Genomic DNA, 23,183 nt, shown 5'->3' on the forward strand with positions numbered 1-23,183 from the left:
ACCGGCCCCACAGTGCGACCGGCAGGAAGCCACCCATCACCCGCTTGACCAACCTGTCCGGTCAGTACAGCTAGTCGAGACCCGCGGAGAAGCTCGACTCCGTGTCCGCCCGCGAGTAGGAGCGGAAGGCGATGTGGGTGTCGGTGCGCAGCACGCCCTCGACCTTGCTCAGCCCGCCGGCGATGACGTCGGCGAGCTGGTCGTGCTCGGTGACCTTCACCACGGCGATCAGGTCGACGTCGCCCGCGCACGAGTAGACCTCGGTGACGCCGTCGAGGTCGGCGATGGCTTGCGCCGTCTCGGGAATGCGGTCGGCTGCGGTGTGCACCAGGACGATCGCGGTGATCACAACGGCTCCCTCGGGGTCGGTCGGCATGCGCTGGCGACACTAGTGCACGTCAGTCGCGCTCCGGAGCGACGGGACGTGCCCGTTCGGCCCACGCACGCCATGACCCGGCACCGCGGGCGGGTTCGGCCCACGGCGGCTCGGTGTGGACCAGCCGGGTGCCTCCGGTGGCGAGCCAGCGGTGCACCAGCTGCACCTCCTCGGCCGGGGCGCCGCGCAGCGGGCCGTCGGCGGGCAGGACCGTCTGCGCCCCGAGGCGCAGCGCGTCGATCACGGGCATCGGGGAGACGCCGCGGCGCGCGACCCCGGCCGCGGCGAGGCGGCCGAACCGGACGACGGCCACCTCCCAGCCACCGCGACCGTCGGGTCGGGCCCCGACGAGCTCGGGCAGCGCGGCGAGCGCCGAGAGCCGCTGGCCGCGGTCGAGCGCGCCGATGAGCCCGGCGAGGCGATCACGATCGCGGGCGGCGGCCTCGAAGCGCTGCCGGGCTGCCAGGTCGTCGACGACGGCGGCCAGGCTGCGCAGCGGGTGGTCGTCGCTGCCCGCCACCAGTCGGGCCATCGCCTCGACGGCCGGGGCGTACTCCTCGGGGGTCTGCAGGCCGGCGCACGGCGCGGCGCAGCTGCCCAGCTCGTGCAGCGCGCACGGGGTGGCGGCCGCCCCGCTGGCCGGGATCCGCTGCGTGCACGGCCGCAGCGCGACGGCGTGCAGGACGGTCTCGACGGCGGCGGTGGCCGCCTGCCGCGACCGGAACGGGCCCAGCGCGCCCGCGCGGGCCGTGGCGACCACCGACAGCCGCGGGAAGGCCTCCGCCGTGGGCGTGACCCACCACAGGTTGCCCGGCTTGCGCGACCTGCGGTTGTAGCGCGGTTGGTGGGCCGCGATCAGCCGCAGCTCCCGCACCGACGCCTCCAGCGCGTGCGCGCAGACGACCGTGTCGACGCGCTCGGCGAGCGCCACCATGTCGCGCACCCGCCTGCGCCGCTCACCGGCGGTGAAGTAGCTGCGCACGCGGCGTCGCAGATCACCGCTCGTGCCGACGTAGAGCACCTCGTCGCGCGGACCCCGGAACAGGTAGACACCGGGCGCCGAGGGCACCTTGTCGGCGAGCACGCGCTGCTGGCGCTGGCGCTGGGTGGGACGGTGCGGCGCCGACTCCCTGGCCAGCCCGAGCAGCTCCTCGAGGCTCTGCACACCGAGGTTGCCGACGCGTTCCAGCAACCGGTGCAGCACCTCGACCGTGGCGCGCGCGTCCGACAGCGCCCGGTGGTTGGGCGTGGTGGCGGTGCCGAAGAGCTGCGCGAGCGCGCCCAGCCGCACGCTGGGAGCCTCCTCGCGGCTGAGCACGGCCCGGGCGAGCCGTGCGGTGCACAGGACCGGGGGCCGGGGCCAGCGGTGCCCGTGCCGCTCGCAGGCCGCCTTGAGGAAGCCGGAGTCGAAGGGCGCGTTGTGCGCCACGAACACCGTGCCGCCGAGGAACTCCAGCAGCATCGGCAGCACCGCCTCGATCCGCGGCGCGCCCTGGATCATCGCGGTGGTGATGCCCGTGAGAGCCACCACGTTGGGAGGAATGCCGACACCCGGATCGACGAAGGTGCCGAGCTCGCCGATCTGCTCGCCGCCGCGCACCTTGACCGCACCGATCTCGGTGATCGAGTCGGTGCGTGCGGCGCCACCGGTGGTCTCCAGGTCCAGCACCACGAACGTGACCTCGCGCAACGGCGTGCCGAGCTCGTCGAACGAGAGCTGGGCGGCGACCGGAACAGGTGCGGGGAGCGGGGGAGCGGGCACGGGCGGGGACGCTAGCGACGCCCACCGACAACCCTTCGGCGCAGGGACGTGGATCTCGTTTCGCGCGTCGCGACGGTATCGGGCCGGTACGAGGGGCGGAACGCGGATAACCTGGAGCGATGTTCGCGAAGCCCGACGGCTCGCCGCCCGACCGGGGGGCCACCGCGCCGAGCCCCGACGGGCCCGGCGGGTCCGCGGACGTCCAGTTCAGGGGCGACGTCCAGTTCGGGGAAGACGTCCAGTTCGGGGGAGACGTCCAGTTCGGGGGCGATGAGTCCGAGGGCGACCATGAGGACGGCGCGGAGGATGGCGCGCGGGCCGGTGTGAACTGGGAACGGCTGCCCGATCCGGTGCTCTCCCGCCTCGCTGAGGTCGCCTCGGCCGCCGTCGGCGCCCTGCCCGCAGCAGAGGTCCCGATGGCGCTGCGGCGCTTCGCGCGCTTCACCCCGGCCAAGCGGGCCAAGCTCGGTGGCCGGGCGCTCACCGCGGAGCTCGAGGCGTCGTCGGCGTTCCGGGCCGGTGTCGTCGCGTGGTGGGAGGAGAACCGCGCAGGGGAGCTGTCCACCGCCGCCGACGACCCGCTCACCGCCGCGGCCGCCGCCATCCTCCTCGATGACGTCGCCGCGGCCGCTGCCGTGGAGGCCGCGTCCCGGCGTGGTGAGACCGGTGAGCTGCGGGCCGAGCTGGATGCCGCGATGTCACGCGTCGACAAGCTCACTCTCGAGCTCGAACGGATGCGGGGCGAGCTCACCGAGGCGCGCGCGCAGGCCCGCACCGCCGGATCCGCGCGGGACGCCGAGTACCAGCAGCTGCGCAGGCGGGTGTCGGAGCAGGGTTCGCGGTTGCGTGCGGCGCTGGACGCCCGCGAGGCCGCCGATGCGCTGACCGAGCAGGTGCGCACCGAGACGGCCGCCGCCATCGCCGCGGCCGTCGCCGAGCGCGACCGCGAACGCCAGCGTGCCGAGAACGAGCGCCGCCGGGCCGCCCGCGCCACCGCCGAGGTCACCGCGGCCCGCCAGGCCGCCCGGGAGGCCCGTCAGGCCGACGAGGTGCGGTTGTCGCTGCTCGTCGACACGCTCGGTGGGGCGGTTGCCGGACTGCGCCGCGAGCTGGCGCTCGGCGGCGGCGGACCCCGCCCGGCCGATCTCATCGCCGGTGCGCAGGCCGCGCGCAGCGGCGCGGCCATCGACGGGCCCGCCGCGCTCGACGCGTTGCTGTCGGTCCCGACGCTGCACGTGATCGTCGACGGCTACAACGTCAGCAAGACCGGCTATCCGGAGCTGCCGCTGGCGGATCAGCGCACCCGACTCGTGGGGCAGCTCGCGGCGCTGGCCGCCCGTACGGCCGTGGAGATCACCGTCGTCTTCGACGGGGCCGGGGTGGTCACGGCGCCGCCACGCGGCTCCCGGGGAGTGCGGGTGCTGTTCAGCGATCCCGGCGTGCTCGCCGACGACGTGATCCGCACGCTCGTGGCGTCGGAACCGCAGGGCCGTCCGGTGGTGGTGGCCACCTCCGACCGCGCCGTGGTGGCGTCGGTGCGCAAGCGGGGGGCCTACTCCGTGCCCTCGTCGTTGCTGATCGGGCGGCTCGTCCGCGGCTGACGTCCCCCGGCCTGCTGCTCCGCCCGGTCGGGTGACGGCATCCCTCACTCGAGCGGCGCGCGCCGGGCTCTCGTGTTGCAGGAAAGTCCGTCATGGCCTGCTGCCGCCATGAAGGATGAGAACCGGGACGTCGGTTGCGGATGGGGGGCGTGCCCCGCTCTACGGCGCCCTCACCGGGCCGGCAGATCAACAGGAGGGCACCACAACCCCGCGGATCATGCTCGCCGAGGCGCACGGCAGGGCCCGGCGTGGGCCGTGGGTGCGGTCTTCGTGCCGGTGGTCGAGCGCGTACTGGCTCATGATCGAACCGGAACCTGTGGGCGTTGATCACTCGCCCGGCGCGGCGGGCTCTCGCGTTGCAGGAAGGCCACGCCGCAGGCTGGCCACGATCGCGCTGCAACACGGTGAGAGGTACCCGCAACGGGTGACGCCATCCCCGGCTCTGTCCGGAACTGTCGGTGCGCACTCCTAGCGTCACTCGTGCCGGACGTCAACGGCCGTACCGAGGAGCAGAAATGATCATCGACTGTGAACGCTGCCAGGTCCGCGACATCGCCTGTGGCGACTGCGTGATCGGGGTGCTGCTGGGGGCTCCGGCTCCCGCGGCGGCCGCAAACGGTGGCACGCACGCGCCGTCCGGCGCGTCCAAAGTGCAGCTCGACGCACCGGAGCGACACGCCCTCGATGTGCTCGCTGCGCAAGGGCTGGTGCCCAGATTGCGGCTGGTGGCCCTTCCGCCGCGCCGAGCGACCGATCATGCCGACTCGCCGGAGGGGGTCCGTGACGCAGGGTGACATAACGCTGTTGTGAAACGTCCTGAGAGAGTTCGCCGCTCTCTCAGAGTCACCGAGAACGGCGGCGCGCCGGGAGGGGGTGGAGTTGGACGCACCCAGCTGGTCTCCGTAATCTCCGCGGGACCTTGTGGGCGGTCAGCCATTCGACCAGCAATGGCGACGCAAGGTCACCGAAGACTCGTCCGTTCGGCGTGTTGCATTGCGCCGAACGAGGAGTCAACGGGTGGAGAAGGGAGAACCGTCCGCGTGGTGTCGCCTCGGCGTACCCCATCTGGATCCCGTCGGCAGCTCCGGCGGGTGGCACCTCGAGGTGCCGCGGTACTCGTCGCACTCCTGGTGACAGTCCTGGGAGTAGCTCCGGCGAGCGCGCAGCCGTCGTCCCCGCCCACTCCGCCGAGCAACGCGGCCGACGCGAAGACCCAGCTCGACCAGGTCCAGCGCGAGGCCGAGCAGCTCACCGAGCAGTGGCACGGCGCGAAGGACACGCTCGACGCGCGCCAGGCCGAGGCCGCCACGCTCGACGCGGCCATCGGGCCCGCCCGCGCTGCGGCCGACAAGGCGAAGGCCGACGAGGAGGCCTACCGCCAGCAGACCGACGCGGTCGCGATGTCCACGTACGAGAGCGGCAACCTCGACCAGTTCAACGCCCTGCTCGCCAGCGGCTCCCCGCAGGACTTCCTCGACCAGATGTCCGCGCTCGAGCAGATCTCCGCCGAGTACAAGGACGCGCTCGAGAAACTGCTCGCGATCGTCGACACCACCAAGCGGGCGCAGGCCGACGCCGACGCCGCCGCGGCCAGGGCCAAGGCGGCCGAGGACGAGGCCGCGAAGGCCGAGAAGGACCTCTCCGACCGCAAGCGCGACGCCGAGATCCGCATCGACCAGGCCGAGAAGCTGCTCGACCGGCTCACCCCGCAGCAGCGCCGCGACCGCAACGGGTCCGGCAGCTCGAACGACCCGGGGCCGTTCGCCGGTACCGGTGTCGGGGTCGCCGCGCTGAACTTCGCGCGCGAGGAGCTCGGCAAGCCCTACGCATGGGGTGGCAACGGACCCAACAGCTTCGACTGCTCCGGCCTGACCGTGTGGGCCTTCAAGAAGGCGGGTGTCACCCTGCCCCGGATGGCGGCCGACCAGGCCACCGTCGGTCAGCCGGTGTCGTTCGACAACCTCCAGGTCGGTGACCTGGTCTTCTACTACACCCCGATCGGCCACGTCGGCATCTACTCCGGCAACGGCAACTTCCTGGACGCGCCGCAGACCGGCGACGTCGTGAAGATCCAACCGGTTTCGCGGAGCGCCTTCGTCGCTGCCCGTCGCCTGTAGCGCCACCGGCAGACCTCGTCCGCTCCCCAGTGGTACGGGTGGCGGCCGGCCGTTCCGACGGCCGGCCGCCACCCGAACTCAGGTCCCCGGCAGGCGTCGGAGGCGACGCGCTAGCGTCGCGGCGTGGCGCGCACGTTGCTGGTGACCAACGACTTCCCGCCCCGTACCGGCGGCATCCAGAACTACCTGCACGCCATGGTGTCCCGGCTGCCTGCCGGCGAGGTCGTCGTCTACGCGCCGGAATGGCCCGGAGCCGCGCAGTTCGATGCGGCGCAACCGTTCCCGGTGCACCGCCACCGGGGATCGCTGATGCTGCCGGAGCCGGGCGTCGCCCGTACGGCCGCGGCACTGGCCCGCGAGCACAGTGCCACCACCGTCTGGTTCGGTGCCGCGGCACCGCTGGCGCTCCTCGGGCCCACGCTGCGCCGCCGGACCGGCATCGAGCGCGTGGTGGCCAGCACGCACGGGCACGAGGTGGGCTGGTCGATGCTGCCGGCCGCGCGGCAGGCGCTGCGCCGGATCGGACGCGACAGCGACGTCGTCACCACGATCTCGCGCTACACCCGCGGGCGCGTCGCTGCGGCCTTCGGGCCGGCCGCAGCACTGGAGCTGCTGCCCTCCGGGATCGACACCGCGGTGTTCCGTCCCGACGGCGCGGCGCGCGCGGAGCTGCGGCGGCGCTACCGGATCGGCGCGGCCCCGCTGATCACGTGCGTCTCCCGACTCGTCGCCCGCAAGGGGCAGGACAGCCTGATCCGGGCGCTGCCGCAGGTGCGGTCGCGGGTGCCGGGGACCCACCTGCTCGTCGTCGGTGACGGCCCGGCCGGTCCGGGGCTGCTCCGGCTCGCCGCGCAGCTCGGTGTCGGCGACGCCGTCACGTTCACCGGGCCCGTTCCGGAGGCCGAGCTCCCCGCCCACCACGCGGTCGGTGACGTGTTCGCGCTGCCGTGCCGCACCCGCGGTCGCGGCCTCGATGTGGAAGGCCTCGGGATCGTGCTGCTGGAGGCGGCGGCCGCCGGGCTGCCCGTGGTGGCCGGGGACTCGGGCGGGGCGCCGGAAACGGTGCTGGCGGGCCGCACCGGGCACGTCGTGGGCGGCTGCGACGGGCCGGCACTGGTGACGGCGCTGGCGGGCCTGCTCGCCGACCCGGACCGGGCCGCCGCGATGGGCGCGGCCGGCCGGGTGCGGATGCAGCAGGACTGGAGCTGGGACGCGGTGCTCGCGCGCCTGCGCCCGCTGCTGGCGGGCTGAGGCGGCGCGGCCGGGCGCGCTACGCGTGCTGCTTCGTGCCCGCGTAGATGTCGGCGATGCTGTCGGCGAAGCGGCTGCCCACCACGGCGCGCTTGACCTTCAGGGTGGGGGTCATCTCCCCGCCCTCCTCGGTGAAGTCGACCGGCAGGATCCGGAACTCACGGATCTGTTCGGCACGCGACACGGCGAGGTTGGCCTCGTCGACCGCGCCCTGGACGTCGGCGCGCAGCTCCGCGTCGTCGACCAGGGCGGCGACGGGTGTGTCGGCCGGCTTGCCGTGCTGCTCGAGCCAGCGGGGCAGCGCCTCGGGGTCGACCGTGATGAGCGCCCCGATGAACGGCTTGTTGTCGCCCACGACCATGCATTGGCTGACCAGCGGGTGGGCCCGGAGCCGGTCCTCGAGCACCGCGGGGGCCACGTTCTTGCCACCGGCGGTGACGATCAGTTCCTTCTTGCGGCCGGTGATCGTGAGGTAGCCCGCGTCGTCGAGCTCGCCGATGTCGCCGCTGTGGAACCAGCCGTCCTCGAGAGCCTCCTGCGTGGCCTTCTCGTTCTTCCAGTAGCCCCGGAACACGATCGGGCCCTTGAGCAGGATCTCCCCGTCGTCGGCGATGCGTACGGAGTGGCCGGGAACGGGGCGGCCGACGCTGCCGATGCGCTGCGCCGTGAGCGTGTTGACGGTGATGCCCGCGGCCGTCTCGGTGAGGCCGTAGCCCTCGAGGATCGGCAGGCCGACGCCCCGGAAGAAGTGGCCGAGGCGCTCGCCGAGCGGCGCGCTGCCCGACACCGCGCCCTGCACCCGGCCGCCGACGGCGGCGCGGAGCTTGCTGTAGACGAGCTTGTCGAACACGGCGTGCTTGAGCCGCAGCGCGATGCCGGCGCCGCCGGTGTCCTTCGCGCGGCTCCACGCGATGGCGGTGTCGGCGGCAGCGTCGAAGATCTTGCCCTTGCCCTCGTCGTGGGCCTTCTGGCGGGCGGAGTTGTAGACCTTCTCGAACACGCGCGGCACCGCGAGCAGGAAGGTCGGCTTGAAGGCCTGCAGGTCACCGAGCAGGTCGGAGACGTCGGACGTGTGGCCGATGATCGAGTGCGTGTACGTGGACCCGCACTGGATGACCTTGCCGAACACGTGGGCCAGCGGCAGGAACAGGAGCACCGAGCCGCTCTCGGACAGCAGCGTGGGCAGCACCTGGGTGACGGCCTCCACCTCGGACTGCACGTTGCCGTGGGTCAGCTCGCAGCCCTTGGGCCTGCCGGTGGTGCCCGAGGTGTAGATCAGCGTGGCGAGGTCGGTGGCGCGCAGCGCGGTGCGCCGCTCGGTGACGGCCTCGGCGGGGGTGTCGGCCCCCAGCGCCCGCAGCCCGGCGACGGCGCCGGGGGAGTCGCCACCCGGTTCGATCTGCCAGACCTCGCGCAGATCGGGCGCGCCGCTGCGGACGCCCTCGACGAGCGCCGCGTGCTTGGCCGTCTCGACGATGATGCCGACGGCCCCGGAATCCGAGAGGATCCAGCCGATCTGCTCGGCCGAGGACGTCTCGTAGATCGGCACGGTGACGGCGCCGACGGCCAGGATCGCGTAGTCGAGCTGCGTCCACTCGTAGCGGGTGCGCGACAGCAGCGCCACCCGGTCACCGGCGGCGACACCGGCGGCGATGAGGCCCCTGGCCGCGGTCGTGACGTCATCGGCGAACTCGCCGCACGTGACGTCGCGCCAGACCTTGTCCGTGCCCCGCCTGCGGTACGCGACCGTGGAGCCCCGGGACTGGGCGGCCTCGTACACCGCCGAGACGAGGTTGCCCTCCGCACCGACCTTGGTGGTGGCGGGCACACTGAATTCGCGCACGGTCCTGACCTCCTGCAACGCTGCTGTTCGCGCTAACTTACCCTCTGGTAGCCCTTTCGGGCAGGTCCGACCGATGCCGGTTTTGTCCCGTCCGGCAGGCTGGCTGCCATGCCCTCTGTCGACGTGGTGGACGAGACCTTCCTCGCGGTCGCACCCGAGGTGGTGGCCGCGGAGTTCCAGCAGCCGGGACGCTGGCCGCAGCTGTGGCCGGACCTGCGGCTCGAGGTCGTCACCGACCGAGGGGTCCAGGGTGTGCGGTGGACCGTGCAGGGTGCGCTCGTCGGCAGCATGGAGATCTGGCTCGAACCGGTGCTCGACGGCACGGTCCTGCACTACTTCCTGCGCGCCGACCCGGCGGGCGCCGGCGGCCTCCCCGCGCCCGCCCCGGTGCGCCGCGGCGCCGCGGAGGCCCGCAGGCGCCAGCGTGCGGCCAAGGCCATCGCGCTGGCGTGCAAGGCGCGGCTGGAGGCGGGCCGGGCGCCGGGGGAGCCGCCGGCAGCCGCTGCTGACCGTCCAGCGGGGTGACATCGCTGAGGTCCGACGTCAGTAATGTCACCCCGCTGGAATGCCACCTCGCCGGTCGTTCGGCTCCCCGCCCACCACCCCCGGCGGTAGCGTGACGGACATGCGCGTGCACTTCGTCTCCGACGTGCACGGCAACGTGGAAGCGCTGGCCCGGGCCGCCGACGGCGCCGACGCGCTGGTCGTGCTCGGGGATCTCGTGGACTTCGTCGACTACGGCGATCCGGCCCGCGGCATCATCGGCCAGGTGCTCGGCCCCACGGTGAGCGCGCGCTTCGGGCAGTTGCGCAGGGGTGGACGCCCGGGAGAGCTGATGGCGTTCGCCCGTGACGCCTGGTCCCGGTTCGACGATCCGGCCGCCGTCGTCGCCGAGGCCGTCCGCGACCAGTACAAGCAGCTCTTCGCCGTGCTGCCGGACCCCACGTTCGCGATCGCGGGCAACGTGGACCTGCCGGAACTGTGGCCGGAGTTCACCGGCAACGGCGTCACGCTGGCCGAGGGCACCGTCGTCACGATCGGTGGGCTGCGGTTCGGGTTCGTCGGCGGCATCCCGCTGCCGCCCGGCGTCGAACCCCGCACCGGGAGCCCGTGGAAGCCGTACCTGCGCCAGGCGCAGGAGTACACCGCCGCGGTGCACGCGCTCGGCACGGTCGACGTCCTGTGCAGCCACGCGCCACCCGCCGTGCCGGAACTGGCCTACGACGTGGTGTCGCGGCGCACGGAGTCGCCCGCCCCCGCGCTGCTCGACGTCATCCACCGCGACCGGCCGCGCGCCGCGCTGTTCGGGCACGTCCACCAGCCGCTCGCACAGCGGGTGCGGGTCGGGCGCACCGAATGCGTCAACGTGGGGCACTTCCGGCAGACCGGCACGCCGTACGTGCTGCGCTGGTGAGCGTCGACGGGAGAACTGGGTAGCCTGCCGCCATGGCCGACGCGACGTCCTCCTCGATCACCATCGCCGCCCCTCCGGAGCGGGTGATGGCGGTGATCGCCGACTTCGCCGCCTATCCGGAGTGGGCCGAGCAGGTCAAGACGGTGGAGATCCTGCAGACCCTCGACGACGGCCGGGCCGAGCGCGTGCGGTTCACCATGGACGCCGGTCCGATCAAGGACTCCTACACGCTCGACTACCGCTGGGCCGCCGACGGCCGGGCGGTGTCGTGGACGCTGATCAAGGGCCAGATCCAGAAGGCGCAGGACGGGTCGTACACGCTGGCGGGCGGCCCGGACGCCACCGTCGTCACGTACGCGCTGAGCGTCGACCTCAACATCCCGATGATCGGCATGCTGCGCCGCAAGGCGGAGAAGGTGATCATCGATACGGCGTTGAAGGGTCTCAAGCGCCATGTCGAGCGACTCGGCTGAGACCGCACCGAGCCCGCCGACACCGACCCGACTACCCTCCCGAACCGTGCGTGTCGTCCTGTTCACCGGCAAGGGTGGCGTCGGTAAGACGACGCTGGCCGCGGCCACCGCGACCGCGCTCGCCCGCAGCGGCCGCAAGGCGCTCGTGGTGTCCACCGACCCCGCACACTCCCTCGGCGACGCGCTGGAGGCCGAGCTCGGCGGTGAGCCCGTCGAGCTGGAGCCGGGCCTCTACGCCGCGCACATCGACACGCGCGCACTGCTCGACGACTCGTGGGGCAAGCTGCAAGGCCACCTGCGCACGGTGCTGGCCGGTGCCGGCGTCGACGAGCTGGTCGCCGACGAGCTGACCGTCCTGCCCGGCGTCGAGGACCTGCTGGCGCTGGGCGAGGTCCGCCGCGCCGCGGAGAGCGGCCCGTGGGAGGTCGTGGTGGTCGACTGCGGCCCCACCGCCGAGACGCTGCGGCTGCTGGGACTGCCCGAGGCGATCTCGGGCTACCTGGAGCGGTTGTTCCCGGCACACCGGCGCGCCGTGCGCGGGCTGCTGGCCGGGCTGTCGGGCGTCGGTAAGGGTGCCGAGGCGTCGTGGGATGCCACCATCGATGCCCTCGACGGGCTCGCCGAGCAGCTCACCGGGCTGCGCGCGATGCTGGCCGACCACACCCGCACCTCCGTCCGGCTCGTGCTCACGCCCGAACGCGTGGTCGCCGCCGAGACCCGCCGCACGCTCACCGCGCTCGCCCTGCACGGGCTGCGCGTCGACGGGATCGTCGCCAACCGCGTCATGCCGGGGCCGCCGCCGTCGCTGCGCGGGCCCGCCGCCCGCTGGCTGCGCGAGCGCCACACCGAGCAGCAGAGCGTGCTCGCCGAGCTGTCGGGCATGGGCGAGGTGGCGCTGCACACCGCCGACTACGCCGCGGCGGAGCCCACCGGCGTCGACGCACTGATGGAGATCGCGCTGTCGCTCTACGGCGATGCCGACCCGGTCCCGCCCGGGATCGCGACGCCGCCCCTGATCACCGTGCGCCGCACGGCGGGTACGGGCACGTCGGTCGACTCGGAGTTCGAGCTGGTCCTGCGCCTGCCCGGGGTCGCGGACGGCCCGCTCGACCTCGCCCGCGTCGGCGACGACCTGGCCATCGGGGTGGGCCCGGTCCGTCGCATGGTGGCGCTGCCGTCGGTGCTGCGCCGCTGCACCGTCACCGCGGCGCGCCTCGTCGACGACGACTTGTGCGTCGTCTTCACCCCGGACCCGAGGCTGTGGAGCCGATGACCGAGCCCACCTGCGAGAGCCATCCCGGGATCACCGCTGACCTGCGCGGCCTCGCCGCCGCGACACTCGACCGGCTGACACCCGTGCTCGAGAAGATCACCGCGGAGCCGGCGGATCCCACGAGCACACCGAGCACGTGCGCGGTCTGTCCGGTCTGCGCGGTGCTCGCCACGCTGCGCGGCGAGCGCTCCGAGCTGGCAGTACGCCTGGCCGAGCAGCTGTCGGGGCTGCTCACGGTGCTGCGGGCGGCACTGGACGAGGGTGACCCCGTTGCCGCCGGCCGGCAACCCGCGCCGCCGGAGGCCGCACATCCGGCCACCAACGGCCGGGTCGTGCAGCACATCCACATCGACCGACCGGGGAGAGACCGGTGAACGGGCCCTCATGCTGACCGTGGGCGTCGACGTCGGCGGAACCAGCGTCCGCGCCGGCGTCGTCGACAAGGAAGGCGTGGTCATCGACACCGCGCGCACGCCGACGCCGCGCAGCGATGCCGCGCTCGAGGCCGCGGTCGCGCGCGTCGTGCGTGAGCTCGCGGGACGCCACGCCATCGGCGCGGTGGGGCTGGCGCTGGCCGGGTTCATCACCCCGGATCGGCGCGGCGTGCGCTTCGCGCCGCACCTGTCGTGGCGCGACGCCCCCGTGGCCGACCGGATCGCGGAGCGGATCGGGTTGCCCGTCGTCCTCGAGCACGACGCCAACGCCGCCGCGCTGGCCGAGCGGCACTTCGGTGCGGCGTCCGGGCCGGGCACCGTGGTGTTCATCGCGATGGGCACCGGCATCGGCTCGGCGCTGCTGGTCGACGGGGAGCTCTACCGCGGCGCGTTCGGCGTCGCCCCGGAGCTGGGCCACCTGCGGGTCGTGCCGGACGGGCGCCCGTGCCCCTGCGGCAAGCGCGGCTGCTGGGAGCGCTACTGCAGCGGCACCGCACTGGCCGCCACGGCCGTCGAGCTGCTCGGGCGTGACCCCGGCCTGTCCCCGACGCTGCGCCGGCTCGCCGCGGGTGACCCGGGGCGCGTCACCGGCCAGCGGGTAGCCGCAGCTGCCGGCCAGGGCGATCCGATCGCCAGCGCCGCCGTCGCCGAGCTGGCCCGCTGGCTGGGGGAGGGGCTCGCGCTGGTGGCCGACGTGTTCGACCCGGAGCTCGTCGTCATCGGCGGTGGGGTGTCGGAGTCGGCGCCGCTGTTCCTCGACGACGCCCGCGAGCACTACGCCAGCGTGGTCACGGGAGCGGGACGTCGACCGCTGGCCCGCATCCGCACCGCCCAGCTCGGCGAGGCCGCCGCCGTCGTCGGTGCCGCCCAGCTGGCCCGCGAGGACCTGCTGCGCTGAGCGTTGCGCACCCTCTGTCACCCCCACCCCGTCGAGAACGACATTGTCATGATCAACAGGGCCTTTTGATCATCGTAACGTCGTTCTCGACGGGGGCGGGTGACGCAGGGTGGTCAGAGGACGGCGCCGTCGTCGTCCTCGTCGGGCTCGATCGACTCGGGGGAGTCGGGCCACAGCCGCAGCACCAGCCAGCCCAGGCCGGCGGCCAGCCCGAGCAGGCCCAGCGGGAGGCCGTAGATCGGCGCCACACCCACCCAGCCGGGCGAGATGATCAGGACGAGGCCCAGCACCAGTAGCCCGATCCCGACGAACGCGGGCGGGCCGAGGCGAGGCAGCGGTGGCGGCTCCGGCGGGACGAAGTGCTCGTCCTCCACCGGGGCGGGCTTCGCCAGCGGGGCCACCGCCGGTTCGGGGGCGGCGGCCGCGGGTGCGCTGTCCGGCCTGCTGTCCGGCACGGCATCGGGAGTGCTGCTGCCCTCACGGGGCGGCGCGGCCTGCTCGGCCTCGGCGTCGAACAGTGACGGCGGGATGCCGTCGGCCGGCCACGCGGGGACGCTGCCCTCGAGCTTCCAGGCCGCGACGATGGCGTCGAACTCATCGGGCGGCGGGCCGTCGCCGATGTCGGAACCGCCCTCGGCATCCGGTTCGCGGTTCACTGGGCCTCCTTCGCGTCCGCCCCCCGACCGGCGGGCGTGCCACGCTCCCATCCTGACACGCCGGAGCCCTCGGGGGCAGCAGGCGGGACACCGATGCTGTGAGCGCATTGCCACGTGCCCGTTGTCGTCGCGTTGCGCCCGTCCGTAGGCTGACGCCGTCGAACTGGAGGGGGCCCGCCCAGGTGCTGTACTGGTGGTCGAAGTTCGTGCTACTCGGCCCGCTGATCCGCCTGTTCCTGCGCCCGGCGGTCACCGGCCTCGAGCACGTGCCGGAGCGCGGTGGCGCGATCTTGGCCAGCAACCATCTCGCCGTCGTCGACTCCTTCGTGCTGCCGCTGATGGTGCCGCGCCGCGTCACGTTCCTGGCCAAGAGCGAGTACTTCACGCAGCCGGGCCTCGTCGGGGCGCTCAAGCGGATGTTCTTCACCGGCGTCGGCCAGGTGCCGTTGGACCGTTCCGTGGGCTCCGCGGCGCAGGCGGCCATGGACACGGCCGTGCGGCTGCTGCGCGAGGACAAGCTGCTGGGCATCTATCCCGAGGGCACCCGGTCCCCCGACGGGCGGCTGTACAAGGGCAAGACCGGCATCGCGCGGATGACGCTCGACGCCGGCGTCCCGGTGGTGCCGGTGGCGATGGTCGGCACCGATCGCGTCAACCCGATCGGATCGCGGATGTGGCGCCCGCGCAAGGTCCACATCCGGATCGGGGAGCCGCTCGACTTCTCCCGCTACGCGGGGATGGCGGGCGACCGGTTCATCGAGCGCTCCATGACCGACGAGATCATGTACGCGTTGATGGAGCTGTCCGGCCAGACCTACGTCGACCAGTACGCGGCGTCGGTGAAGGAGCGGGCGGCGAAGGCAGCGGCAGCCACGGATGATGCCGCGAGCTCACGCAACGGCGCGACTGTCACGCATGTCGCCACCCGGTTGGACGGCACGAAACACCATTGATCGCGCTGTGGCGACCGCCGCCCGCGGAATTGTTGCAGCGTGTAATGCCTGAGGGTGCGCCGTCGATGTCGAAGTGTGGCTCCCCCCAACCACTTCCCTGACCTCCCCACGACCTTCCTCCCCCGAGTCGAACCGGCACCACCACCCCCGCTGTGGCGCAAGTGGCTGCCATGGGCCGGGTTCGCCGTGGTGGCGATCGTGGTGATCGCCGCGACCACGGCGTGGGCCGGATCGCTGCGCGCACCCACCGCGGCCCAGCCCGTGCTGGACGCGGCCCCGGCGGTCAGCCCGGCCACGTCACTCGTCAGCGACGTGACGTCCACGACCGCACCGCCGCACGTCCCCGTGCCGGAGGCGGCCCTGATCCCGGTCCCGCGGAAGGCGGCACCGCCTCCCGTGGCTCCCGCCCCGGTGGTGGCGCCGGTCACGACGCCGACGCTGCCGCCGACCCCGACGTCGGCGCTGCCGACGAGCGCGGCAGCGGCGGCGAGCGCCACGAAGGTCCGGTCGCCGCTCTTCGGGCCGGCGCCCAACCCCGCCGAGACGTGCCGGGTCCAGCCGTGCACCGACGCGGCGGCGGCGCAGACCGGAACGAACCCGACCGCTCCCTGACACTCGACGTCAGGAAGGACGCCCTCCTGACGTTCACCGAGCAGCTACTTCAGTGCCGCGTTGCCCTGGTCCTGCGCCTGCTGCAACCCGGTGGCGGCGGGGGTGCGGCCGGCGAAGATCTCGTTGAGGGTGGGTTCGAACGCGGTGGACGCGGCCCCGAACTTCGGGCCGGCCGGTGCCGGGATCGTGTCGGTGCCTCCGGCGGCGCCAAAGTACTGGGTGTCGACGCCCTTGCCGGACCAGAAGTCGAAGTAGCCCTTCTGCGCTGCGGTGACGGCGGGCAGAGCCGCGCCCTCGGCGCCCACGAACGAGGCGCCCTGTTCGGAGCCGAGCCACTTGAGGACCTGGATGATCGCGTCGTGGCGGGGGCTGTCGGCGTTGCCCGCGGCGATCACGCTGTTCACGACGCTGACGCGGCCCTTGGGGCCGTTGAGCAGGGGTGCGATGCCCCAGCCGAACTTCGCGGCGTCGGAGATGTTCTTGAGGTTGTAGGTGCCCGACTGGAACAGCGCCATCTTGCCCTGCAGGAACTGGTCGCGGCTGAAGTCGCCGTTGGTGTTCGTGTCGGCCGCCGACGGTGCCACGTGGTACTTGTTGATCAGGTCCGCCAGGTAGGAGAACGCCTGCACGCCTTGGGGCGAGGCGAAGTCGAAGGTGTTGTCGGGGGCCTGGAACGTGCCGCCGTTGGAGCCGACGAAGTTGTAGTAGATCGCCTGCAGGTCGCGGGCGGCGTTGAACCCGTACTGGGTGACGGCGCCGGGGTTGAACCCGGGCTGATCAGCGGTCTTGCCGGTGGCGTCCTTGGTGAGCTTCTGCGCGGCGGGCAGGAACGTGTCGGCGGCGGGGTCGGTGGGGTTCCAGGTCAGCTTGCTCGGGTCGACGCCGGCGGCGGTGACCATGTCCTTGTTGTAGTAGACGACGATCCGGCCGTCGGTCAGCGCGGGGACGCCCCACAGGGCGCCGCCGCGGGTGTACTGCTGCACGGCCGCGGGGACCCAGGCGGGGACCTCGGGGGCGAGTTCCTTGCCGACGTCGATGAGCTTCTTGCTGTCGGCGAGCCCGCCGAAGTACTGGGAGCTGAGCCAGTAGATGTCATCGGCGGTGCCGCTGGAGACGTCGAGGGGGAGCTTGGTGAAGTAGTCGCTGAACGCGACGGTGTTGAGCTGCACCTTGATGTCGGGGTGCTGCTTGCTGAACTCCGCGAACGACTTGGCGTACGCCGCTGCCACCTGCGTGTCCCAGAGGCGGAACGTCACGGTGGTGACGCCTGCGGCGCTGGGCGCGTTCCCGCTCGGGGCCGCGGGCGAGCACCCGGCGAGGACGATCGCGGCTGCGGCTGCCGCTGCGAGGTACCGGAACTTCATGGGAACCCTCTCCTCACCGGAACCCGGTGATGGTGATCGACCTGATGACATGGCGTTGGAAGATCAGGAACAGCACCAGCAGCGGCAGGATCGCGACGGTCGTCGCGGCCATCACGATGGTCCAGTTGCCGTTGTACTGCGATTGGAGTGCTGCGGTGGCGACGGTGAGGGTCTGCCACTGCTTGCCGGCGGTGATCACGAGTGGCCACAGGAAGTTGTTCCAGTGCGTGACCACGGTGATGATCGTCAGGGTGGCGAGGATGGGGCGGCTGACGGGGATGACGACGTGGCGCAGGATGCGCAGGGTGCCGCAGCCGTCGAGTTTCGCGGCGTCGAGGAGGTCGCCGGGGATGCCGCGGAAGTACTCGCGGAGCAGGAAGATCGCGTAGGGGGAGCCGAAGACCTGGGGTAGTACGAGTGCCCAGAAGGTGTTGCGGAGTCCGACGTCGGCCATCATCGCGTAGAGCGGGATGATCGTGACTGCTTGGGGGACCATGAGGGTGGCGAGGTAGACCCAGAACAGGGTGTCGCGGCCGGGGAAGCGGAGCCGGGCGAAGGCGTAGGCGGCGAACACGGAGAAGGTGAGCTGCCCGATCAGGATCACGGCGACCACTTGGGCGGTGACGACGATCGGGGTGACGAAGTCGTACTCGGCGCCGAAGAGGCGGGCGAAGTTGTCGCCGGTGAACGGGTTGGGCCAGGTCAGGGTGGGTTCGGTGGCGAACTGGCCGGGTGTTTTGACTGCGGTCATGAGGCTGAGCACGAACGGCGCCAAGGTCAGCAGGGCGCCGGCGATCAGTACCAGGTAGGTCGCGATGTGTCCGGTCAGGCGGCGTGTCATGTCGAGAGGTCGTAGGTCGTGCGGTGGGCGAACCACCGCTGCTGGGCGAGGGTGACGATGACGAGCAGCAGGAACAGGACCACGGCCATGACGGCGGCCTGGCCGATGGCGCGTTGTTCGAAGGCCTCGTAGTAGATGCGCCCGGCGACGACGTCGGTGACGCCTTGGGGGCCGCCGCGGGGGGTGAGGGCGTAGACGGAGTCGAACACCTGGAAGCTGGAGATGATCCCGGTGACCAGTACGAAGAACATCGTGGGGCGCAGCAGGGGCAGGGTGATGCGGCGGAAGGTCTGCCAGGGTCCGGCGCCGTCGAGCATCGCGGCCTCCAGCACGGTCGGGGGGATCGCGCGCAGCCCGGCGACGAAGAACAGGGCGACGTAGCCGACCTGGGTCCACACCGTGACCGCGGCGACCGACGGCAGGGCGAGGGCGGGGTCGGCGAGCCACTCGATGCGGGTGCCGAGCAGTGCGTTGAGGGCGCCGTCGGTGGGGGCGAGGATCCAGCGCCACACCACGCCGAGCACGAGCGGGGCGCAGATCCAGGGCAGCACGTAGAGGACGCGGAACAGCGAGGAGCCGCGCAGGCCGCGGTTGAGCAGGAGTGCGGCGCCGAGGCCGAGCAGGGTCTGTGCGGGGATGACGATGGCGACGAAGATCGCGGTGATCAGCAGGGAGCGGGCGAACCGGCCGTCGGTGGCCACGTCGGTGACGTTGGCGAGCCCGACGAACGAGGGTGGGCTGATGAGGTCCCAGCGTTGCAGGGCCAGCCAGATCACGACCAGTACCGGCAGCACGAGGAACACCGCAACACCGAACAGGCTCGGCGCGAGCAGGAGGTACGCGATCCGCGTCTCGCGGGGTCTCATCGAGGGCCGCCCCCACGCCTGCTCGCCGACGGCGTCGACGGACCGACGCTGCCGGGACGCTAAGATCGTCTCGGGACGCTGTCAAGCGCTGGCCGACCGGTCGGTGCACGCGCAACCAGTCCGGTGATGACGCTGCCCGCCGCTCGCCCCGGCGCAGCACCTACGCTCAGTGCCGGGCCGCGCTGCGGTCGAGCGTGATGATCGTGATGATTTCAGGGCGAACGGGACGGTTATGCGGTTCTTCTACGACTGCGAGTTCATCGAGGACGGCACCACGATCGACCTGGTGTCCATCGGAGTCGTCGGCGAGGACGGCCGCGAGTTCTACGCGGTGTCCACCGAGTTCGATCCGTCAAGGGCCGGTGCCTGGGTGCGTGCCAACGTGCTGCCCAAGCTGCCCTCGCCCGCCGACAAGGCCTGGCGCTCGCGCGAGCAGCTGCGTGCCGACCTGCTGGAGTTCCTCACCTCCGCACCCGGCGACGTCGAGCTGTGGGCCTGGATCGCGGCGTACGACCACGTCGCGTTGTGCCAGCTCTGGGGCGCGATGCCGGCGCTGCCACGGCCGCTGCCGCGCTTCACCCGCGAGCTGCGCCAGCGCTGGGAGGACGCCGGCCGCCCGACGCTGCCCCCGCCCACGGCCGACGCCCACGACGCTCTCGCCGACGCGCGGCTCAACCGGCTGCGCTGGGACGCCATCGACGCGGCGGTGGCCGCGCGCTGACCGGTGGGGCCACGGCATATCCTCAGCGGTGTGAACTGGACGGTCGACGCCCCGGTCGAAGTGCTGCCCGAGCTGCCACCACTGCCTGCCGAACTGCGGTCGCGCCTCGACCATGCGCTGACGCGGCCCGCGGCGCAGCAGCCGGACTGGCCCGACGCCGAGCACGTCAGCCACGTCCGCACGGTGCTCGAGAGCGTCCCGCCGGTCACGCTGCCGCCCGAGATCGACCGCCTGTCCGAGCGGCTAGCGGCCGTCGCCAACGGTGAGGCGTTCCTGCTGCAGGGTGGCGACTGCGCCGAGACGTTCGTCGACAACACCGAGCCCCACCTGCGGGCCACCATCCGCACGCTGCTGCAGATGGCCATCGTGCTCACCTACGGCGCCTCGCTGCCGGTGGTGAAGGTCGGGCGCATCGCCGGCCAGTACGCGAAGCCGCGCAGCTCGGGCACCGACGCGCTGGGCCTGCCGTCCTACCGCGGCGACATCGTCAACTCGCTGGTGGCCGACCCGGTCGCGCGCATCCCGGATCCGTCGCGGATGGTGCGGGCCTACGCCAACGCGAGTGCTGCCATGAACCTCGTGCGCGCGCTCACCGCCACCGGCATGGCCGATCTGACGATGGTGCACGACTGGAACAAGGACTTCGTGCGCAACTCGCCCGCGGGCGCCCGGTTCGAGGCCATCGCCAACGAGATCGAGCGCGCCCTGCGGTTCATGGAGGCGTGCGGCGTCGACGACCACAGCCTGCACAGCGTCGAGTTCTACGCCTCCCACGAGGCGCTGCTGCTCGACTACGAGCGCGCGCTGCTGCGCCTCGACGTCCGCGATCCCGCGCAGCCCCGGCTCTACGACCTCTCGGCCCACTTCCTGTGGATCGGGGAGCGCACCCGTCAGCTCGACGGCGCGCACATCGCCTTCGCCGAGCTGCTGTCCAACCCGATCGGCCTCAAGATCGGTCCCACCACGTCGCCCGAGCTCGCCGTCGAGTACGTCGAGCGGCTCGACCCCCACAACAAGCCGGGCCGGCTCACCCTGGTCAGCCGGATGGGCAACGGCAAGGTGCGCGACACGCTCCCGGCGATCGTGGAGAAGGTCGAGGCATCGGGCCACAAGGTCATCTGGCAGTGCGACCCGATGCACGGCAACACCGTCGAGTCCATCAGCGGCTACAAGACGCGCCACTTCGACCGCATCGTCGACGAGGTCCAGGGCTTCTTCGAGGTGCACGGCGCGCTGGGCACCCACCCGGGCGGCATCCACGTCGAGGTCACCGGCGAGGACGTCACCGAATGCCTCGGCGGTGCGCAGGAGATCTCCGACGCCGATCTGTCGGGCCGCTACGAGACGGCGTGCGACCCCCGCCTCAACACGCAGCAGTCCCTGGAGCTGGCGTTCCTCGTGGCGGAGATGCTGCGCGGCTGAGCGTCACCCTCGGTCACGCCACCCCGTCGAGAACGACGTTGTCATGATCAACAGGCCCTTTTGATCATGGCAACGTCGTTCTCGACGGGTGCTGCGGTTACTCCCCGTCAGAAGGTGTCGAGGGTGACCGTGGAGCCCGGCGCCACCTGCTTGCCGGGGTTCGGGCTCTGGTCGGTGACGCGGCCCAGGTTGAAGAACGGGAACGTGCTGTGCTGCTTGACGACGAGCCCGAGGTCCTCGAGCGTCTTCTTGGCGTCGTCGAACGACTGGCCGATCACCGGCGGCACCTCCACCTGCTTCGGCTTGGCGCCCTTGCTCTGCACCAGCGTCACGGCCGTCCCGGGGGCCAGCTTCGTGCCAGCTGCGGGATCGGTGCGCACCACGGCGCCGGACGTGACGGTGTCGCTGTACTCGTCGTCGGTGTCCTGATCGGCCGCCAGCCCGGCGTCGCGCAGCGCCTGCTCTGCGGCCCCCACGGTGGTGCCGGGCGCGATCGCCGGCACCTGGGGACGCCCGGTGGACACGGTGAGCGCCACGGAGCTGCCCCGCAGCAGGCGGGCCTGCGGGGCCGGGTCGGTGGCCGACACCAACCCCGCCGCAACGCCCTCGTCGTAGTGGGTGGTGATCTTCGCGACGAGGTCGGCCTCGGCGAGCATCCGCTCGGCCGCTGTGCGTTCGACGCCCACGAGCGGCGGCATGGCCGTCCACCGGCCGGAGCCGAACCACCAGGCGCTGACGCCGACGGCCAGGCCGATCATCAGGATCACGGCGATCCACAGCGCGAACACGCGGCGGCTGCGCCTGCGCGCCTGCAGGTGGGACGGCGGGCCCTCGGCCACGATGGCGGTGGGGTCCTCCAGCGCGTCGGTGGGCCGTGGCATGGCACGGGTACCACCGGGGCCGGCGGCCGCGCCGAACGCCGGGACGGTCGGTGCCGGCCCGGCAGGGACCACCGCCGGTGCGCGGTGGGGCACCGTGTCCTGCTCGACGGGGACGCGGTGCGGCGGTGCGGGTGCGGGAACCCGGGGCACGGCGAGCAGCGTGGCGATGCGCCGCAGCTCGGCCAGCATCGCCGCAGCATCGGCCGGGCGCGCGGCCGGGTCGCGCCGGGTGGCGCGCAGCACCAGGTCGTCGAGCTCGGGAGGCACGTCACCCGCGATGAGCGACGGCGCCGGCACCTCGGAGTTGACGTGCTGGTAGGCCACCGAGATGGCCGAGTCGCCGGTGTAGGGAGGCGCGCCGGTGAGCAGCTCGTAGAGCAGCACCCCGGCGGCGTAGACGTCGCTGCGGGCGTCGGCGGCCCCGGTGGCCACCTGCTCCGGCGACAGGTACGCGACCGTCCCCATGATCATGCCGGCGTGGCTGTGGCCGGCCTGCGCGGCCGCGGTGACGAGGCCGAAGTCGGCGACCTTGACCTCGCGGCGGTCGCTGATCAGCACGTTCTCCGGCTTGATGTCGCGGTGCACCAGCCCGAACCGGTGGGCCTCGGCGAGCCCGGCCAGCACCGGCTCCATCACGGCCAGAGCCGCGGGCACGCCCAGCGGGCCGCGCTCGCGCAGGACGTCGCGCAGCGTGCCACCCTCCACCAGCTCCATGACGAGGAAGAGCACCGGACCGTCGGGGCCCCGATCGTCACCCTGGTCGTAGACGTCGACGACCGCGGGGTGGTCGATCCGGGCGGCCGAGCGCGCCTCCCGTTCGAACCGCGTGCGGAAAGCCGGGTCGCCCGCCATCCGCGATTCCATGATCTTGATGGCGACGGGCCGGTCGAGTCGCGTGTCGATGCCGCGGTACACGGTGGACATGCCACCGCGAGCGATGACACTCCCCACCCGGTAGCGCGCGTCGAGCAGCGCGCCTGCGGCGGTCGGGGCGTTCACGCCGACGACGGTACCGCCCGACCGGATGCTGCCCGGCACACCCGCACCTGTGGCATCGTATTCGCCTGTGAATGACGTGTCCCTCCTGTCCGAGGACGTGGCGATCCTGCCCGTTGCCGCGGTGGCCGAGCAGTTCGATATTCCGGTGTCCCGCGTGCACCAGCTGGTGCGTGACGGGCAGCTCCTGTCCTTCCGCAAGGACGGCGAATGGGTGGTTCCCGCCGACTTCATCGACGGGGACACCGTGGTCAAGGGCCTGCCGGGCACGATCACCGTGATGCGCGACGGCGGCTACACCGACCACGAGATCCTGCGCTGGCTCTTCGCCGAGGACGACTCGCTGCCCGGCACCCCGGTGGGGTCGCTCAAGGAGGGACGCCACCGCGAGGTGAAGCGTCGTGCTCAGGCGATGGCCTTCTGACCGTC

At 72.5% G+C, this 23,183-nt stretch carries 23 protein-coding genes; 15 read left to right on the forward strand and 8 right to left on the reverse strand.

What is annotated here, in order from left to right; genetic code table 11:
* Positions 1-70: 70 nt before the first annotated feature.
* Complete coding sequence (locus ACFPFQ_RS08140) at positions 71-349, reverse strand: Lrp/AsnC family transcriptional regulator (protein WP_379616420.1); 279 nt, start codon at positions 347-349, stop codon at positions 71-73.
* 49 nt (positions 350-398) lie between these two features.
* The gene (locus ACFPFQ_RS08145) at positions 399-2,138 is read right to left on the reverse strand and encodes a DEDD exonuclease domain-containing protein (protein WP_379616422.1); all 1,740 of its coding nucleotides are present in this window, start codon (positions 2,136-2,138) and stop codon (positions 399-401) included.
* Between the two features lie 119 nt (positions 2,139-2,257).
* On the opposite strand from ACFPFQ_RS08145, the gene ACFPFQ_RS08150 reads away from it, so the two are divergent.
* The 4 genes from ACFPFQ_RS08150 (at position 2,258) to ACFPFQ_RS08165 (ending at position 7,107) form a co-directional block, all read left to right on the forward strand.
* Entirely contained in the window at positions 2,258-3,739 is a 1,482-nt protein-coding gene (locus ACFPFQ_RS08150; protein WP_379616424.1) for an NYN domain-containing protein, read from the forward strand.
* Positions 3,740-4,254: 515 nt separating this feature from the next.
* Positions 4,255-4,533 (forward strand): hypothetical protein, encoded by a 279-nt coding sequence (locus ACFPFQ_RS08155; protein WP_379616426.1) that lies wholly within the window; start codon positions 4,255-4,257, stop codon positions 4,531-4,533.
* A gap of 336 nt (positions 4,534-4,869) precedes the next feature.
* Positions 4,870-5,856 carry an NlpC/P60 family protein gene (locus tag ACFPFQ_RS08160; protein WP_379616428.1) on the forward strand — a complete coding sequence of 329 codons (987 nt, stop codon included), beginning with the start codon at positions 4,870-4,872 and terminating at the stop codon, positions 5,854-5,856.
* Between the two features lie 123 nt (positions 5,857-5,979).
* Complete coding sequence (locus ACFPFQ_RS08165) at positions 5,980-7,107, forward strand: glycosyltransferase family 4 protein (RefSeq protein ID WP_379616429.1); 1,128 nt, start codon at positions 5,980-5,982, stop codon at positions 7,105-7,107.
* Between the two features lie 19 nt (positions 7,108-7,126).
* On the opposite strand, the gene ACFPFQ_RS08170 is transcribed toward ACFPFQ_RS08165, so the two are convergent.
* Positions 7,127-8,950, reverse strand: coding sequence for an AMP-dependent synthetase/ligase (locus ACFPFQ_RS08170; protein ID WP_379616431.1), 1,824 nt, complete (start codon positions 8,948-8,950; stop codon positions 7,127-7,129).
* Between the two features lie 108 nt (positions 8,951-9,058).
* On the opposite strand from ACFPFQ_RS08170, the gene ACFPFQ_RS08175 reads away from it, so the two are divergent.
* From ACFPFQ_RS08175 to ACFPFQ_RS08200, 6 genes are all read left to right on the forward strand, one after another.
* On the forward strand, positions 9,059-9,475 hold the full coding sequence (locus tag ACFPFQ_RS08175; RefSeq protein WP_379616433.1) for a polyketide cyclase / dehydrase and lipid transport: 417 nt from the start codon (positions 9,059-9,061) through the stop codon (positions 9,473-9,475).
* 100 nt (positions 9,476-9,575) lie between these two features.
* Positions 9,576-10,364: a metallophosphoesterase family protein gene (locus ACFPFQ_RS08180; protein WP_379616435.1), complete on the forward strand. Its 789-nt coding sequence runs from the start codon at positions 9,576-9,578 to the stop codon at positions 10,362-10,364.
* Positions 10,365-10,396: 32 nt separating this feature from the next.
* Positions 10,397-10,837, forward strand: coding sequence for an SRPBCC family protein (locus ACFPFQ_RS08185; protein ID WP_379616437.1), 441 nt, complete (start codon positions 10,397-10,399; stop codon positions 10,835-10,837).
* Between the two features lie 46 nt (positions 10,838-10,883).
* Complete coding sequence (locus ACFPFQ_RS08190) at positions 10,884-12,110, forward strand: ArsA family ATPase (protein WP_379616439.1); 1,227 nt, start codon at positions 10,884-10,886, stop codon at positions 12,108-12,110.
* On the forward strand, positions 12,107-12,484 hold the full coding sequence (locus ACFPFQ_RS08195) for a hypothetical protein (protein WP_379616441.1): 378 nt from the start codon (positions 12,107-12,109) through the stop codon (positions 12,482-12,484). The genes ACFPFQ_RS08190 and ACFPFQ_RS08195 overlap by 4 nt, the downstream gene beginning before the upstream one ends.
* Before the next feature lie 10 nt (positions 12,485-12,494).
* The gene (locus tag ACFPFQ_RS08200) at positions 12,495-13,442 is read left to right on the forward strand and encodes an ROK family glucokinase (RefSeq protein ID WP_379616443.1); all 948 of its coding nucleotides are present in this window, start codon (positions 12,495-12,497) and stop codon (positions 13,440-13,442) included.
* Between the two features lie 113 nt (positions 13,443-13,555).
* On the opposite strand, the gene ACFPFQ_RS08205 is transcribed toward ACFPFQ_RS08200, so the two are convergent.
* Positions 13,556-14,098 (reverse strand): hypothetical protein, encoded by a 543-nt coding sequence (locus ACFPFQ_RS08205; protein WP_379616445.1) that lies wholly within the window; start codon positions 14,096-14,098, stop codon positions 13,556-13,558.
* Positions 14,099-14,280: 182 nt separating this feature from the next.
* Between ACFPFQ_RS08205 and ACFPFQ_RS08210 the strand changes: the two genes are divergently transcribed.
* Positions 14,281-15,051 carry a lysophospholipid acyltransferase family protein gene (locus ACFPFQ_RS08210; RefSeq protein ID WP_379616447.1) on the forward strand — a complete coding sequence of 257 codons (771 nt, stop codon included), beginning with the start codon at positions 14,281-14,283 and terminating at the stop codon, positions 15,049-15,051.
* Positions 15,052-15,126: 75 nt separating this feature from the next.
* Positions 15,127-15,663, forward strand: coding sequence for a hypothetical protein (locus ACFPFQ_RS08215; protein ID WP_379616449.1), 537 nt, complete (start codon positions 15,127-15,129; stop codon positions 15,661-15,663).
* A gap of 44 nt (positions 15,664-15,707) precedes the next feature.
* Here the strand turns inward: ACFPFQ_RS08215 and ACFPFQ_RS08220 are convergent, their stop codons facing one another.
* The 3 genes from ACFPFQ_RS08220 to ACFPFQ_RS08230 are packed head-to-tail and all read right to left on the reverse strand — an operon-like array spanning position 15,708 to position 18,734.
* Positions 15,708-17,027 (reverse strand): ABC transporter substrate-binding protein, encoded by a 1,320-nt coding sequence (locus ACFPFQ_RS08220; RefSeq protein WP_379616451.1) that lies wholly within the window; start codon positions 17,025-17,027, stop codon positions 15,708-15,710.
* A 13-nt stretch (positions 17,028-17,040) separates the two neighbouring features.
* Positions 17,041-17,868: a carbohydrate ABC transporter permease gene (locus ACFPFQ_RS08225; protein WP_379616453.1), complete on the reverse strand. Its 828-nt coding sequence runs from the start codon at positions 17,866-17,868 to the stop codon at positions 17,041-17,043.
* Complete coding sequence (locus ACFPFQ_RS08230) at positions 17,865-18,734, reverse strand: carbohydrate ABC transporter permease (protein WP_379616455.1); 870 nt, start codon at positions 18,732-18,734, stop codon at positions 17,865-17,867. The genes ACFPFQ_RS08225 and ACFPFQ_RS08230 overlap by 4 nt, the downstream gene beginning before the upstream one ends.
* A 232-nt stretch (positions 18,735-18,966) precedes the next feature.
* On the opposite strand from ACFPFQ_RS08230, the gene ACFPFQ_RS08235 reads away from it, so the two are divergent.
* Together ACFPFQ_RS08235 and ACFPFQ_RS08240 are read left to right on the forward strand one after the other, a co-directional pair.
* Positions 18,967-19,455, forward strand: coding sequence for a polyadenylate-specific 3'-exoribonuclease AS (locus ACFPFQ_RS08235; RefSeq protein ID WP_379616457.1), 489 nt, complete (start codon positions 18,967-18,969; stop codon positions 19,453-19,455).
* 18 nt (positions 19,456-19,473) lie between these two features.
* Positions 19,474-20,877 carry a class II 3-deoxy-7-phosphoheptulonate synthase gene (locus tag ACFPFQ_RS08240; RefSeq protein ID WP_379616527.1) on the forward strand — a complete coding sequence of 468 codons (1,404 nt, stop codon included), beginning with the start codon at positions 19,474-19,476 and terminating at the stop codon, positions 20,875-20,877.
* A 107-nt stretch (positions 20,878-20,984) separates the two neighbouring features.
* On the opposite strand, the gene pknB is transcribed toward ACFPFQ_RS08240, so the two are convergent.
* Complete coding sequence (gene pknB, locus ACFPFQ_RS08245; protein WP_379616459.1) at positions 20,985-22,757, reverse strand: Stk1 family PASTA domain-containing Ser/Thr kinase; 1,773 nt, start codon at positions 22,755-22,757, stop codon at positions 20,985-20,987.
* A gap of 25 nt (positions 22,758-22,782) precedes the next feature.
* Here pknB and ACFPFQ_RS08250 point away from each other — a divergent pair, with 25 nt between their 5' ends.
* The gene (locus ACFPFQ_RS08250) at positions 22,783-23,178 is read left to right on the forward strand and encodes an Rv2175c family DNA-binding protein (RefSeq protein ID WP_379616460.1); all 396 of its coding nucleotides are present in this window, start codon (positions 22,783-22,785) and stop codon (positions 23,176-23,178) included.
* Positions 23,179-23,183 lie beyond the last annotated feature (5 nt).

The sequence above is a fragment of the Pseudonocardia sp. GCM10023141 genome (assembly GCF_042653605.1).